The following is a 13,577-nucleotide window of genomic DNA, read 5'->3' on the forward strand; positions in this document are numbered from 1 at the left end:
CGCCGCTCCGACTTGCCCGCGAATGGTTTCAGAACGGTGCGTCGCCGAGAATCGTCGCCCGGTGCATCACCCGCCGCTGCGGCCGGTAGTCGTCCACCGCGTAATGCTGGGTCACGCGGTTGTCCCAGAACGCCACGTCATTCTCCTGCCAACGCCAGCGAATGCTGAATTCCGGTCGTGTGGCATGGGCGAACAGCAGCTTGAGCAGCGCCTCGCTCTCGTGGTCGGCAAGCTCGTTGATCCGCGTGGTGAACCCTTCGTTGACGAACAACGCCTTGCGCCCGCTCACCGGATGGGTGCGCACCACCGGGTGCGACAGCGGTGGGTTGTTGCGGCGGGTGGTTTCCCAGCGCTCCAGGTCCTGGGCAGTGGTGCCGAAGCGCTCGAGCGGGAACGACTTGGTGAAGTCGTGGGTGGCCGTGAGGCCGTCGAGCAGGGTGCGCAGGGGCGCCGACAAGGCTTCGAACGCAGCGATGCCGCTGGCCCACAAGGTGTCACCGCCGTAGGCGGGCAGTTGCTTGGCGCTGAGCACCGCGCCCAGTGCCGGGGTCGGCAGGAAGGTAACGTCGGTGTGCCAGATCGCGTTGTCGCGCACGTCGGTGACGGCGGTGTCGAGAATCAGCACCTGCGGGGTTTCCGGCACGTTGGGGTAGATCGGATGGATGTGCAGGTCGCCGAAGCGCGCAGCGAAGCGGGCCTGCTGGGCGGGGTCGATCGATTGTTCGCGGAAGAACAGCACCTGGTGCTCGAGCAGCGCCTGCTCGATGGCGTCGCGCTGTGCGTCGGTGATGTCGCGGGACAGGTCGACGCCGCTGATCTGCGCGCCGAGGGCCGGGCTGAGGGGGGTGATGGTCAGGCTCATGTCGGTCTCGAATGGGGGCGGTTGGCGGTGTCGTTGCGGGCCTCATCGCGGGGCAAGCCCGCTCCTACAGGTAGCTCTGTGAACTTGTAGGAGCGGGCTTGCCCGCGATGAGGCCGGAAAGGTCAGTGACTTTGTCCATGCCAAGGCACGAGGCGGCGCTGCAGGGCACGCAGGCCCATCTCCAGGGCAAAGGCGATCAGCGCGATCAGCAAGATGCCCAGCACCACCACATCGGTGACCAGGAACTGCGCGGCTGACTGGACCATGAAGCCCAGGCCGCTGGTAGCGGCGATCAGTTCGGCGGCGACCAGGGTCGACCAGCCGACCCCGAGGCCGATGCGAATGCCGGTGAGGATGTCGGGCAAGGCGCTGGGCAGGATCACATGGCGAATCAGTTGTACCTTGCTCGCTCCAAGCGACTGCGCGGCGCGCAGCTTGGCCGGGTCGACGGTGCGCACGCCGGTGGCGGTGGCGATGGCGATCGGGGCGAAGATCGCCAGGTAGATCAGCAGCACCTTCGACAACTCGCCGATCCCGCACCAGATCACGATCAGCGGCAGGTAGGCCAGCGGTGGGATTGGCCGGTAGAACTCGATCAGTGGATCGAGGATGCCGCGGGCCACGCGGTTGTAGCCGATGGCGATGCCGACCGGAATCGCGGTCAGGGTTGCCGCCAGCAACGCCACGCCAATACGCCCCAGGCTCGCGCCCAGGTGCTGCCAGAGGCTGGCGTCCATATAGCCTTGGGTCAGCAGCACCCAGGCCTTGGCCAGGATGTCGCCGGGGGCGGGCAGGAACAGTGGCTCGACCCAGCCGGCAGCGGTCACCAGCCACCAGGCCAGCAGCAGGCTGCCCAGGGTCAGGGCGCTGATCCAGCGGGTCGGCAGCGGGCGGCGGGCCTTGATCGCCGACGCGGTGCGGGTGTCGGTTTTGCCGGCGACCGGCAGGTCCAGGCTGCTCATGCGGACTCCTCGCGGCGGGCGGCACGTTGGGAAAAGACTCGCGACAGCACATGCTCGCGGGTTTCGATGAAACGTGGATCGGACTTGATCGCCCGCGCCGGTTCGCCCGCGGCATAGCGCTGGCCGAAGTCCAGTTGCAGGCGCTCGACCACGCGCCCCGGATTCGGTGCCAGCAACACCAGTTCGCTGGCCAGGAATACGGCTTCCTCGATGTCGTGGGTGATCAGGAACACCGGCTTTGCGGTGCGCTGCCAGACCTGCAGCAGCAACTCTTGCATCTGCTCGCGAGTGAAGGCATCGAGGGCGCCGAAGGGTTCGTCCATCAGCAGTACGCGGGGGTCGGCAGCCAGGGCGCGGGCCAGGCCCACGCGTTGCTTCTGTCCGCCTGAAAGCTGCCAGATGCGCCGGTCGCCGAACCCGGCCAGATCGACCAGTGCCAGCATCTCACGTGCCTTGGCTTCACGCTGTGCGCGAGGTACGCCGGCCAGCTCCAGGCCGAAAGCGACATTGCCGAGCACGTCCTGCCAGGGCAGCAGGGCGTCATCCTGGAACACCACGCCGCGGTCGGCGCCTGGGCCTTGCACGGGCGCACCGTCAAGGGTGATGCGCCCGCCGCTGGGGGCGACGAAGCCGGCGATGAGATTGAGCAGCGAGGTCTTGCCGCTGCCGGAGGGCCCGAGGGCGACCAGCAGTTGGCGTGGCCCCAGCGTCAGGTTGATGTCATCCAGCACCGGGGTGGTGGCGCCGGGGTACTGTGCGCTGATGCGCTCCAGCTCGAGCAAGGCCATGATGGGCTCCGGTTCGGGGCGCAGGGCGCCCCTGGGTTCGATCGGTTGGGCGGGTGCTTCAGTTGGGCAGGAACTTGGCCGTTACGTACGGCGAGTAATCCGGCAGCACCGCCTCGACCTTGCCCTGCTCCTTGAGGAACGTCGCGGTGTCGGTCAGTGCCTGGGTGGTGGGCGCGCCCAGTGCCGCGGTCTGGTCGGCGGCCAACGGGTAGACGTTGCCCTCCAGCAGGCCCGGGATGTCGCCGGTCTTGGCGCCGGACAGCTTGGCGAGCTTGTTCACGTTGTCTGGATTGGCCAACCAGGCTTTCGGGTCCTTGCGGTAGTCGGCGTAGGCGTCAAGGGTGACCTTGGCGAACGACTTGACGATCTCCGGGTGCTTCTCGGCGAAGTCCTTGCGCACGATCCAGGCATCGAAAGTCGGGGCGCCTTTCTTTGCCAGTTCGCCAGAAGTGATCAGCACCTTGCCGTTTTCCTTGGCCACGCCCAGCGCTGGGTCCCAGACGTAGGTGGCGTCGATGTCGCCGCGTTTCCAGGCGGCGATGATCGCCGGTGGCGCGAGGTTGAGGATCTGCACCTTGGACGGGTCGATGTTCCAGCTCTTGAGTGCCGCCAGCAGGCTGTAATGCCCGGTGGAGACGAAGGGCACGGCGACTTTCTTGCCGATCAGGTCCTGTGGACTCTTGATGCTGTCGCGGGCGACCAGCGCTTCACCGGCACCGATCTGGGTGGCGATGAGGAAGGTTTCCACCGGCACCTTGCGGGTGGTCGCGGCAGCCAGCGGGCTGGAGCCCAGGTAGCCGATCTGCACGTCGCCGGAGGCGACGGCGGCGATGATGTCGGCACCGTTGTCGAATTTGCGCCAGTCGATGCTGGCGTGGCTGGCTTTTTCGTAGCTGCCATCGGCCTGGGCCACCTTGGCCGGGTCCACGGTGGTCTGGTAGGCCACGGTCAGGTCGGCGGCCTGGGCGAACCAGCTGGCGCTGGCCAGGGTCAGCGCGGCGAACAGGCGCAGGGGGGCGTGGGGGATCATGATCGAACCTCTCGTCAGGCATCGGGTGATGAATGACGTGAAGACTAAATGATCTAAGAATTACAAAATAAATAACTTTTCAGAATTAGCTTAGGAGACAAAACGCTTAGAAATCGGCGCCTTCAGAGGACGGGTTGTGAAATTTTTGTGAAAAGCTACGCTTTCACAACTTTTCACGGAGCGCCCTCTGGCAAAGGGGTGCAGATAACCGGAAGCTATGAGCGAAGGATGTGCATACACCAAATGACGCTTAAGGTTCCGTAGTTATTCCGGAAAAATCTGACGATTTCATAAAACGGTCATTTTGGATTTATAGGATTGTCATTATCCTGTAGCGCAGGTGCATTAGACCAAAGTCGTGAAATTTCTGGTAACGATTGACTTACCAGTCACACTTTGGTGCTAAATCGCTTACCCGTGGCGAGGGGGGCAGCAGATCCCTCCGCCTTGAGAGTACAAAAATTAGAACGTAGAGGAGCAAAGCATGTACAAGTCTAGCCTGGCCCTGGCCGTGGCACTGGGGGTTCTCGCCCAACAAGCGGGCGCCGCTGGCTTCATCGAAGACAGCAAGGTATCCATCAGCTCGCGCACCATGTACTTCAACAACGACGACCATGAAGTTCGCACGAACGCTCAGGGTCGTAACGGTGACCAGCGCGAAACCGCCCAAGGTTTCAAGCTCGACTACCTGTCCGGCTTCACCCAAGGCACCGTTGGTTTCGGTGTCGACGTTCAAGCTCTCTGGGGTATCCACCTCGATGGCGGCCGTGGCCGTCACCCGGATAACAACACCTTCTTCCCAAGCGACAGCGACGGCTCTGCCGTGAGCCAGTGGGCTCGCATCGGTGGTAACGCCAAGGCTCGCTTCTCCAAGACCGAAGTCCACTACGGTAGCGCCCTGGCGCCAAACCTGCCGATCCTGGTCTCCAACGATGGTCGTCTGCTGCCGCAAACCTTCGAGGGCGGTACCGTCCAGTCGAAGGAAATCGACAACGTTACCCTCAACGCGGGTCAGCTGACCCACGCCATGGGTCGTGCCTCGAGCAACCGCACCGGCCTGTCCGTTGGCGGCGCTTACCGCGACAGCAACAAGTTCCAGTTCGCCGGCGGCGACTGGAAGGTCACCAAAGACCTGACCCTGCAGTACTACTACTCGAACCTGGAAGACTTCTACAAGCAGCACTTCCTGGGTCTGACCCACGTCTACCAGATCGCCAACGATCAGTCGTTCAAGACCGACCTGCGCTGGTTCAAGAGCAGCAGCGACGGCAAGAACGGCGAAGCCGGCTACACCTTCAACAACAACGGTGGCTACGCCAAGAACGCAGGCGAGGTCGACAACAAGACCTGGTCCGCGATGTTCACCTACACCATCGGCGGCCACGCAATCATGCTGGGTCACCAACAGGTTGGCGACGACGGCGGTTTCGTCTGGCTGAACCAGGGTAACGTTCGCAAGGACGGCAGCACCTCGCCGCTGGAAGGCAACGGTGGCTCGAGCTTCTACCTGTTCACCGACAGCATGATCAACCAGTTCGCCCGTGCTGGCGAGAACACCACTTTCGGTCAGTACTCCTATGACTTCGCACGTCTGGGCGTACCGGGCCTGAAGGCATCCGTGGCCTACCTGCGCGGTGATGACATCAAGAACGCCCGCACCAGCGGCACCTACAGCGAGTGGGAACGCGACGCGCGTATCGACTACGTACTGCAGGAAGGCACCCTCAAGGGCCTGGGCGTCAGCCTGCGTCACGGCACCTACCGTGGCGGCGGCGAGAGCATCAACGATGCCGATCAGACCCGTCTGATCTTCAACTACACTTACAACTTCATGTAAGTCGTAGCTGCAACGAAAGAGCCTCGCCTGGTGCGAGGCTTTTTTGTGCCTGCGAATTCGTATTCTTTCCGGTTATAAATAAATCAGTATTTATTCTTTTTGTTTTTAATCGGAAGCAGGCACATTGAATCCCACAAGGCCAGACACAGCACAGGAGCCGCTTCCATGAGCCTCAAACTCGGCGACATCGCCCCCGACTTCGAACAGGATTCCAGCGCCGGCAAGATCCGTTTCCATGAGTGGCTGGGCAACAGCTGGGGCGTGCTGTTCTCCCACCCGGCCGACTTCACCCCGGTGTGCACCACCGAACTGGGCCTGACCGCCAAGCTCAAGGATGAGTTCGCCAAGCGCGGCGTCAAGGCTATCGCACTGTCGGTGGATCCGGTCGACTCGCACCACAAGTGGATCGATGACATCAACGAGACCCAGAACACCGTGGTCAACTTCCCGATCATCGCCGATGCCGATCGCAAGGTGTCCGACCTGTACGACCTGATCCACCCCAACGCCAACGACACGCTTACCGTACGCTCGCTGTTCGTGATCGACCCGAACAAGAAGGTACGCCTGACCATCACCTATCCAGCCAGCACCGGGCGCAACTTCAACGAGATCCTGCGGGTGATCGATTCGTTGCAGCTGACCGACAACTACAAGGTCGCCACCCCAGGTAACTGGCAGGACGGCGACGAGGTAGTGATCGTGCCTTCGCTGAAGGATGAGGACGAGATCAAGCAGCGCTTCCCGAAAGGTTATCGGGCAGTCAAACCCTATCTGCGCCTCACCCCGCAACCCAATCGTTGAATCCTCGTTGCATTGTTCTTAGCCATAGCAGGGATTTCGGGCCGTTTCGACGGCCCTTTTTTATGCCTGCTCTTCGTGCGGGCAGGCTTGCCCGTGAAGCGAATGAGAGGGCGCGCTTCAGGGTGAAAAGCTATATCTCCATAACGAATAAACAAATGAAAAAATATGATTTCTAGATATATGTGGCGAGCTGCTAATGTCGGAGTCATTCACAGGGGCCACACCCCGGAACCGAATTGAAGGAAGCGCTGCAATGCTGGTTGTTTCGATAGGTGGTAGCCCCAGTACCCGTTCACGCTCCGGCGTGCTGCTCGAGCGTTCGCGCCAGTGGTTGCAAGATCGTGGTGTGGAGGTGGTGACCTTCCAGGTGCGCGAGTTTCCGGCAGAGGACCTGCTCCACGCACGTTTCGACAGCCCGCAGGTGCAGCACTTCCAGCAACTGGTAGCCCAGGCTGATGGGCTGGTGGTGTCGACCCCGGTGTACAAGGCATCGTTCGCCGGGGCGCTGAAGACGTTGCTCGACCTGCTGCCCGAGCGCGCGCTGGAACACAAGGTGGTCCTGCCGATCGCGACCGGCGGCAGCATCGCCCACATGCTGGCGGTGGATTACGCATTGAAGCCTGTGCTGTCGGCACTCAAGGCGCAGGAGACCCTTCAAGGGATCTTCGCCGACGACAGCCAGGTCGCTTACGCCGAAGGCAATCGCCCGGCACAGTTGGCCGAGGCCCTGGAGGCCCGCCTGCTGGACTCGCTGGAAACCTTCCACAGTGCCCTGGCGCGTCGGCCCAAGCCGGTCGCTCCAGGTGTACTCAACGAACGCCTGATCAGTGCTCGCTGGAGCATCTGAACGACCCCGCACATGCGTCACCGTTTTTCCACCTTACTCGCCCGACAACGAGGCAAGCAGGTGCAACCCGAACCTCATTCGCACAGGAGAGCGCCATGCGCACAGTCTTCTTGCGTCGTGGTCTGGTCGCCCTGTTTGCGGCGGCTGTGTCCTTCGGCGCCATCACCCAAGCCCAGGCCGAGAGCCTGCGCATCGGTTACCAGAAATACGGCACCCTGGTGCTGCTCAAGGCCAAGGGCTCGCTGGAAAAGCGCCTGAAGGAACAGGGCATCGACGTGCAGTGGACCGAGTTCCCCGGTGGCCCGCAGCTCCTCGAAGGGCTGAACGTCGGCTCGATCGATTTCGGTGTCACCGGCGAAACGCCACCCGTCTTCGCCCAGGCCGCCGGTGCCGACCTGCTCTACGTGGCCTATGAGCCGCCTGCGCCGCACAGCGAGGCGATCCTCGTGCCCAAGGGCTCGCCGATCCAGTCGGTGAAGGAGCTCAAAGGCAAGAAAGTCGCGCTGAACAAAGGCTCCAACGTGCACTACCTGCTGGTCCGCGCCCTTGAGGACGCCGGCCTGAAATACAGCGACATCCAGCCCGTGTACCTGCCGCCTGCCGATGCCCGCGCCGCCTTCGAGCGTGGCAGCGTCGATGCCTGGGTGATCTGGGACCCGTACCAGGCTGCCGCCGAACAGCAGTTGCAGGCCCGTACCCTGCGTGATGGCAAGGACCTGGTCGACAACCACCAGTTCTACCTGGCCACCCGCAGCTACGCGACCCAGCACCCGGCGGTGATCAGCGCCCTGATCGACGAGGTGCGCGCCGTGGGTGAGTGGTCCCAGGCCAACCCGCAGCAAGTGACCGACCAGGTCGCGCCGCTGCTCGGCCTGCCGGCCGACATCACCCTGACCTCGGTCAAGCGCCAGGGCTACGGCGCTGCGCCGCTGACGCCCGAAGTGATCGCCGCGCAACAGAAGATCGCCGACACCTTCCAGGCTCTGAAGCTGATTCCCAAGCCCTTGAGCATCAAGGACGTGATCTGGACCCCACCGGCCAAGGTCGCCAGCGCACCTTGAACGATTCGCCTGCGCCGCAGCATCGCTGCGGCTTGAGCCACCCTTGAGGAGACAACTCCAATGAGCCTTAACATTTTCTGGTTCCTCCCCACCCACGGTGACGGCAAGTACCTGGGTACCACCGAAGGCGCACGCGCCGTCGATCACGGCTACCTGACCCAGGTCGCCCAGGCGGCCGATCGCCTGGGTTTCGGTGGCGTGCTGATCCCTACCGGTCGCTCCTGCGAGGATTCCTGGCTGGTTGCGGCATCACTGATTCCGGTGACCCAGAACCTGAAGTTCCTGGTTGCGCTGCGCCCGGGCATCATTTCGCCGACCGTGGCCGCTCGCCAGGCAGCGACCCTGGATCGCCTGTCCAACGGCCGTGCGCTGTTCAACCTGGTGACCGGTGGCGATCCGGACGAGCTGGCCGGTGATGGCCTGCACCTGAACCACGAGGAGCGTTACGAAGCCTCGGTCGAGTTCACCCGCATCTGGCGCAAGGTGCTGGAAGGCGAAGTGGTCGACTATGACGGCAAGCACATCCAGGTGAAGGGCGCCAAGCTGCTCTATCCGCCGATCCAGCAGCCGCGTCCGCCGCTGTATTTCGGCGGTTCGTCCGAGGCCGCACAGGATCTGGCCGCCGAGCAGGTCGAGCTGTACCTGACCTGGGGTGAGCCACCGGCTGCCGTAGCGGAGAAGATTGCCGCAGTGCGTGAGAAAGCCGCTGCGCAAGGCCGCGAGGTGCGCTTCGGTATCCGCCTGCACGTGATCGTGCGGGAAACCAACGAAGAAGCCTGGGCTGCCGCCGATCGCCTGATTTCGCACCTGGACGACGACACCATTGCCCGCGCCCAGGCCTCGCTGGCGCGCTTCGATTCGGTTGGCCAGCAACGCATGGCAGCCCTGCACAACGGCAACCGCGACAAGCTCGAAGTCAGCCCCAACCTGTGGGCGGGCGTCGGCCTGGTGCGAGGCGGCGCCGGTACCGCACTGGTGGGCGATGGCCCGACGGTCGCGGCACGCGTCAAGGAATACGCCGACCTGGGCATCGATACCTTCATCTTCTCCGGTTACCCACATCTGGAAGAGTCCTATCGCGTCGCCGAGCTGCTGTTCCCGCACCTGGACGTGCAGCGCCCGGAGCAGGCCAAGACCGGGGGCTATGTGAGCCCGTTCGGTGAAATGGTCGCCAACGACATCCTGCCCAAGTCCGTGTCGCAGAGCTGAGGGTCAGGCCATGAGTCGTGCAACTTCTTCCACCCTGACACAGCGCCTGGCGCCATGGGCCTTGCCCGTGTTGCTGCTGGCGGTGTGGCAGCTGGCGGTCAGCGCTGGATGGTTGTCCACGCGCATCCTGCCGGCACCGAGCGCGGTGGTCAGTGCCGGTGTCGAGCTGGTGCGCAGCGGCGAGATCTGGACGCACCTGGCGATCAGCGGCTGGCGCGCCGGTGTGGGCTTTCTGATTGGCGGCAGCATCGGCCTGTTGCTGGGGTTCATCACCGGCCTTTCGAACTGGGGCGAACGCCTGCTCGACAGCTCGGTGCAGATGATCCGCAACGTGCCGCACCTGGCGCTGATCCCGCTGGTGATCCTGTGGTTCGGCATCGACGAGTCGGCGAAGATTTTCCTGGTCGCGCTGGGCACGCTGTTCCCGATCTACCTGAACACCTACCACGGCATCCGCAATGTCGACCCGGCGCTGGTGGAAATGGCACGCAGCTATGGCCTGTCCGGTTTCTCGCTGTTCCGGCAGGTGATCCTGCCCGGTGCGTTGCCGTCGATCCTGGTCGGTGTGCGCTTCGCCCTGGGCTTCATGTGGCTGACCCTGATCGTTGCCGAGACCATCTCGGCCAATGCCGGCATCGGTTACCTGGCGATGAACGCCCGTGAATTCCTGCAAACCGACGTGGTGGTCCTGGCCATCGTCATGTATGCCGTGCTCGGCAAGCTCGCCGACCTCGCCGCCCGTGGCCTGGAGCGTGTCTGGCTGCGCTGGCACCCCGCCTACCAGGTGGCGAAGAAGGAGGGCGCATGACCGTGCTCAAGGAACAACCGCCGCGCCTGCTGCGTGGCATCCCGCTGGCTGCCAACGGCCTGCGCAAGACGTTCGGCAAGCGTGAAGTGCTGCGCGGTATCGACCTGCACATCCCGGCCGGTCAGTTCGTTGCCATCGTCGGCCGCTCCGGCTGCGGCAAGAGCACCTTGCTGCGCTTGCTGGCCGGTCTGGACCAACCCAGTGCCGGTGATTTGCTCGCCGGTGCTGCGCCGCTGGCCGATGCGCGCGAGGAAACCCGCCTGATGTTCCAGGACGCCCGTCTGCTGCCCTGGAAGAAGGTGATCGACAACGTCGGCCTGGGCTTGTCCGGTGACTGGCGGCCGCGCGCGGTGCAAGCGCTGGAGGAGGTGGGCCTGGCCGATCGAGCCAACGAATGGCCTGCTGCGCTGTCCGGCGGACAAAAACAGCGCGTGGCCCTGGCCCGAGCGCTGATCCACCAGCCGCGCCTGCTGCTGCTCGACGAGCCGCTGGGTGCGCTGGATGCCCTGACCCGGATCGAAATGCAGCAACTGATCGAGCGCCTGTGGCGCGAACACGGCTTCACCGTTCTGCTGGTCACCCACGACGTCAACGAAGCCGTCGCCGTGGCCGACCGGGTGATCCTGATCGAGGACGGCGAGGTCGGCCTGGACCTTACCGTCGACCTGGCAAGGCCGCGGGCGCGTGGTTCGCACCGCCTGGCTGCGCTGGAAAGCGAAGTGCTCAACCGTGTCCTGTCCGTCCCTGGCACCCCGCCCGAGCCGGAGCCTGTAGCCCCTTTGCCCACGCAACTGCGTTGGGCCCACTGAATCTGCGAAGCCAACCAAAGGAATCAAGCCATGACCATCAAAGCGATCAACGTCCGCAACCAGTTCAAAGGCACCGTCAAAGAAATCCTCGAAGGCCCGGTATTGTCGGAAATCGACGTGCAGACCGCCTCCGGCATCGTCACTTCGGTGATCACCACCCGTTCCGTGCGCGAGCTGGAACTGCAGGTTGGCAGTGAAGTGATTGCCTTCGTGAAATCGACCGAGGTGTCTATCGCCAAGCTGTGATGGCGTTCGACTCCCAGGTCCTTGTGAAGGCCTTCGCGGGCAAGCCCGCTCCCACGGTGCCCCGTAGGAGCGGGCTTGCCCGCGAAGGTTTCAGTTTGAGCGTCTGGCCAGGAAAGGCGGCAGGTAAAGCCCCAGATACGCTTCGAAGACCCGCATCCCTTCCTCCGCCATGCGCGGCGTGATCTGTTCGTGCAACTGCATCGACCGGGCATAGACCCGGTCGCTCAGTTCCATCGCCAGGGCAAACACATCCACGTCGGTGGGCATGCTGGGTAACTGGAAATGCCGGTCGAATAAGCTGTGCATCAGCTTGCCGAGCTCCAGGTCGTGCTGGCGGTCGGCTTGCGCCACTTCACTCAGCCCATGCTGGGCAAGGATCAACTGCCGGGCGGCGGTGTCCTGGCGGTAGATCTCCAGCGTGCGTTGCTCGACCAGGCGTGACAAGCCCTGCCAGGTGCTGAAGGCGTGGGCGTCGATCGGCGCGCTCAGCGCCTCGCGAAAAGCGCGGTGCACATCTGCGGTCAGGGCTTCGAGCAACGCCGGAACGCTGGCGAAGAAGTGATAGACCGAGGACGGAGGGATCTGCGCCCGTTCGGCCACGCTGTAGATCGACAGCCCCGCCACACCTTCGCCTGCCAGCAGCTCGCGAGCGGCCGCCAGGATCGCTTCGATCCTGGCCTGGCTACTGGCGCGGGGCTTGCGCGGCGAGGGCGTGCGGCTCATCAGTTGCTGATCGCCAGGATGCTGGCCTGGTAGGCACCGACGAACAGGTCGAAGTCGCCGACTTCCTGCTGCTCCAGACGCGACTGTTCGGCCAGCGAATCACGGGCGAGGGTTTCGAAGGCTTGCTGGCGCTCGCCAGGCAGCGCTTGCTCGCGGAAGGTTTCGGCGTGCAGCTTGCTCTGGCGCAGCGAGAATGCGACGAAGCTTTCGTCGTGCTCGGTCATGCGCGCCAGGACCTGTGCAGAAGGTGTCAGCTCAGGGTCGTCGACCTTGGCTTGCTGCGCCTCCAGGGCCTTGGCGTGGTCGTCGCCACCTTGCGCCTGGTCAAGCAGTCCGGCCAGCTGGCCGATGCGGGCGATCAGCTCGCTGGCCCATTCGCGCAGGGTGACCGGCTGGCCATCGCGCTGCAGCTCCAGGCCTGGGCGGCGCCCCTCCTTGACTACGGTGAGGAAGTTGCTGGTGCACTGGCCGCATTCGCCGTTGTCCAGCGACGGGCTCTCATCAAGCGCGCAGAACAGCAGGAAGGCGTCGAGGAAGCGCGCCTCGGTGAGGTCGATGCCCACCGGCAGGAACGGGTTGATGTCCAGGCAGCGCACCTCGACATACTGCACGCCGCGCGAGATCAAGGCCTGGATCGGACGTTCGCCGGTGTAGGTCACGCGCTTGGGGCGAATGTTCGAGTAGTACTCGTTCTCGATCTGCAGGATGTTGGTGTTCAACTGCACCCATTCGCCGTCCTTGTGCGTACCCACTTCGACATAGGGTGGGTAAGGCGTGCCAACGGCCTTGCGCAGGCTGTCGGTGTAGCTGGACAGATTGTTGTAGCAGGGCGTCAGGCCTGCCTGGGCGTTGCTCTGGTATCCCAGGTCGCTCATGCGCAGGCTGGTGGCGTAGGGCAGGTAGAGGGTGTCGGCGTCCAGCTCTTCGAGCTGGTGCGGGCGGCCGCGCAGGAAGCCTTTGTCCAGCGCTGGCGAGGCGCCGAACAGGTACATCAGCAGCCAGCTGTAGCGGCGGAAGTTGCGGATCAGCGCGATGTAGGCCGACGACTGATAGTCACGGTCGTCCTGTTCGCTGCCTTCGGCTTCACGCAGCAAGGGCCAGAGGGCCTCGGGCAACGAGAAGTTGTAGTGGATGCCGGCGATGCACTGCATGGTGCGGCCGTAGCGCAGGGCCAGGCCCTTGCGGTACACGTGCTTGAGCTTGCCGATGTTGGAGCTGCCGTACTCGGCGATCGGAATGTCTTCCTCGGCGGGCAGCGCGCACGGCATCGACGGGCTCCACAGGTATTCGTCGCCGAGCTTGGTGTAGACGAAGCGGTGGATCTCCTCGAGGTTCTCGAGCACCTTGGCCGGATCAGGCAGGGCCGGGGTGATGAACTCCAGCAGCGATTCGGAGTAATCGGTGGTGATCTGCTCGTTGGTCAGTGCCGAACCCAGGGCTTCGGGGTGTGGGGTCTGGGCCAGCCGACCTTCGTCGGTCACTCGCAGGCATTCGCGCTCAATGCCGTGCAGGCACTGCTTGAGCAGGGAGAGATTGGCGCCGAGCAAGCTCAGGCGGCGATTGAGGAGGTCGCTCAAGATGGATTCCTTCA

14 protein-coding genes are annotated in these 13,577 nt (G+C 63.8%); 8 read left to right on the forward strand and 6 right to left on the reverse strand.

Annotation, left to right across the window (positions count from 1 at the left end):
• Window positions 1-28: 28 nt before the first annotated feature.
• The 4 genes from tauD to tauA all read right to left on the reverse strand — a co-directional run bounded on the left by tauD (window position 29) and on the right by tauA (window position 3,642).
• Window positions 29-862: a taurine dioxygenase gene (gene tauD, locus AB688_RS03460; protein ID WP_063542204.1), complete on the reverse strand. Its 834-nt coding sequence runs from the start codon at window positions 860-862 to the stop codon at window positions 29-31.
• Window positions 863-984: 122 nt separating this feature from the next.
• Window positions 985-1,824: a taurine ABC transporter permease TauC gene (tauC, locus tag AB688_RS03465; RefSeq protein WP_063542206.1), complete on the reverse strand. Its 840-nt coding sequence runs from the start codon at window positions 1,822-1,824 to the stop codon at window positions 985-987.
• Entirely contained in the window at window positions 1,821-2,612 is a 792-nt protein-coding gene (gene tauB / locus AB688_RS03470; protein ID WP_054891660.1) for a taurine ABC transporter ATP-binding subunit, read from the reverse strand. Before tauB ends, tauC begins: the two co-directional genes overlap by 4 nt.
• A gap of 58 nt (window positions 2,613-2,670) precedes the next feature.
• A complete protein-coding gene (gene tauA, locus AB688_RS03475) occupies window positions 2,671-3,642 on the reverse strand; it encodes a taurine ABC transporter substrate-binding protein (RefSeq protein WP_063542208.1) in 972 nt (323 codons plus the stop codon).
• A 484-nt stretch (window positions 3,643-4,126) separates the two neighbouring features.
• On the opposite strand from tauA, the gene AB688_RS03480 reads away from it, so the two are divergent.
• From AB688_RS03480 to AB688_RS03515, 8 genes are all read left to right on the forward strand, one after another.
• Window positions 4,127-5,479, forward strand: a complete 1,353-nt coding sequence (locus tag AB688_RS03480; protein ID WP_054891662.1) for an OprD family porin — start codon at window positions 4,127-4,129, stop codon at window positions 5,477-5,479.
• A gap of 165 nt (window positions 5,480-5,644) precedes the next feature.
• Complete coding sequence (locus AB688_RS03485) at window positions 5,645-6,283, forward strand: peroxiredoxin (protein ID WP_054891663.1); 639 nt, start codon at window positions 5,645-5,647, stop codon at window positions 6,281-6,283.
• Window positions 6,284-6,536: 253 nt separating this feature from the next.
• The gene (gene ssuE, locus AB688_RS03490; protein ID WP_054891664.1) at window positions 6,537-7,130 is read left to right on the forward strand and encodes an NADPH-dependent FMN reductase; all 594 of its coding nucleotides are present in this window, start codon (window positions 6,537-6,539) and stop codon (window positions 7,128-7,130) included.
• A 95-nt stretch (window positions 7,131-7,225) separates the two neighbouring features.
• Entirely contained in the window at window positions 7,226-8,191 is a 966-nt protein-coding gene (locus AB688_RS03495) for a sulfonate ABC transporter substrate-binding protein (protein ID WP_063542210.1), read from the forward strand.
• Window positions 8,192-8,251: 60 nt separating this feature from the next.
• Entirely contained in the window at window positions 8,252-9,400 is a 1,149-nt protein-coding gene (ssuD, locus tag AB688_RS03500) for an FMNH2-dependent alkanesulfonate monooxygenase (protein WP_054891666.1), read from the forward strand.
• Window positions 9,401-9,410: 10 nt separating this feature from the next.
• Window positions 9,411-10,208 (forward strand): aliphatic sulfonate ABC transporter permease SsuC, encoded by a 798-nt coding sequence (ssuC, locus tag AB688_RS03505; protein ID WP_054891667.1) that lies wholly within the window; start codon window positions 9,411-9,413, stop codon window positions 10,206-10,208.
• Entirely contained in the window at window positions 10,205-11,017 is an 813-nt protein-coding gene (gene ssuB, locus AB688_RS03510; protein ID WP_063542212.1) for an aliphatic sulfonates ABC transporter ATP-binding protein, read from the forward strand. Before ssuC ends, ssuB begins: the two co-directional genes overlap by 4 nt.
• Window positions 11,018-11,047: 30 nt before the next feature.
• On the forward strand, window positions 11,048-11,263 hold the full coding sequence (locus AB688_RS03515; RefSeq protein WP_003255829.1) for a TOBE domain-containing protein: 216 nt from the start codon (window positions 11,048-11,050) through the stop codon (window positions 11,261-11,263).
• A 90-nt stretch (window positions 11,264-11,353) separates the two neighbouring features.
• Here the strand turns inward: AB688_RS03515 and AB688_RS03520 are convergent, their stop codons facing one another.
• Window positions 11,354-11,986 (reverse strand): TetR/AcrR family transcriptional regulator, encoded by a 633-nt coding sequence (locus AB688_RS03520; RefSeq protein WP_063542214.1) that lies wholly within the window; start codon window positions 11,984-11,986, stop codon window positions 11,354-11,356.
• Entirely contained in the window at window positions 11,986-13,563 is a 1,578-nt protein-coding gene (gene gshA / locus AB688_RS03525) for a glutamate--cysteine ligase (RefSeq protein WP_162714340.1), read from the reverse strand. Before gshA ends, AB688_RS03520 begins: the two co-directional genes overlap by 1 nt.
• Window positions 13,564-13,577 lie beyond the last annotated feature (14 nt).

It is taken from the genome of Pseudomonas putida (assembly GCF_001636055.1).
Classification (GTDB): Bacteria; Pseudomonadota; Gammaproteobacteria; order Pseudomonadales; family Pseudomonadaceae; genus Aquipseudomonas; species Aquipseudomonas machongensis.

Excerpts from the sequence above, each read along its gene's own strand:
- tauD (WP_063542204.1), bottom strand. The coding sequence starts at position 862 with ATGAGCCTGACCATCACCCCCCTCAGCCCGGCCCTCGGCGCGCAGATC.
- tauC (WP_063542206.1), bottom strand. The coding sequence starts at position 1,824 with ATGAGCAGCCTGGACCTGCCGGTCGCCGGCAAAACCGACACCCGCACC.
- tauB (WP_054891660.1), bottom strand. The coding sequence starts at position 2,612 with ATGGCCTTGCTCGAGCTGGAGCGCATCAGCGCACAGTACCCCGGCGCC.
- tauA (WP_063542208.1), bottom strand. The coding sequence starts at position 3,642 with ATGATCCCCCACGCCCCCCTGCGCCTGTTCGCCGCGCTGACCCTGGCC.
- AB688_RS03480 (WP_054891662.1), top strand. The coding sequence starts at position 4,127 with ATGTACAAGTCTAGCCTGGCCCTGGCCGTGGCACTGGGGGTTCTCGCC.
- AB688_RS03485 (WP_054891663.1), top strand. The coding sequence starts at position 5,645 with ATGAGCCTCAAACTCGGCGACATCGCCCCCGACTTCGAACAGGATTCC.
- ssuE (WP_054891664.1), top strand. The coding sequence starts at position 6,537 with ATGCTGGTTGTTTCGATAGGTGGTAGCCCCAGTACCCGTTCACGCTCC.
- AB688_RS03495 (WP_063542210.1), top strand. The coding sequence starts at position 7,226 with ATGCGCACAGTCTTCTTGCGTCGTGGTCTGGTCGCCCTGTTTGCGGCG.
- ssuD (WP_054891666.1), top strand. The coding sequence starts at position 8,252 with ATGAGCCTTAACATTTTCTGGTTCCTCCCCACCCACGGTGACGGCAAG.
- ssuC (WP_054891667.1), top strand. The coding sequence starts at position 9,411 with ATGAGTCGTGCAACTTCTTCCACCCTGACACAGCGCCTGGCGCCATGG.
- ssuB (WP_063542212.1), top strand. The coding sequence starts at position 10,205 with ATGACCGTGCTCAAGGAACAACCGCCGCGCCTGCTGCGTGGCATCCCG.
- AB688_RS03515 (WP_003255829.1), top strand. The coding sequence starts at position 11,048 with ATGACCATCAAAGCGATCAACGTCCGCAACCAGTTCAAAGGCACCGTC.
- AB688_RS03520 (WP_063542214.1), bottom strand. The coding sequence starts at position 11,986 with ATGAGCCGCACGCCCTCGCCGCGCAAGCCCCGCGCCAGTAGCCAGGCC.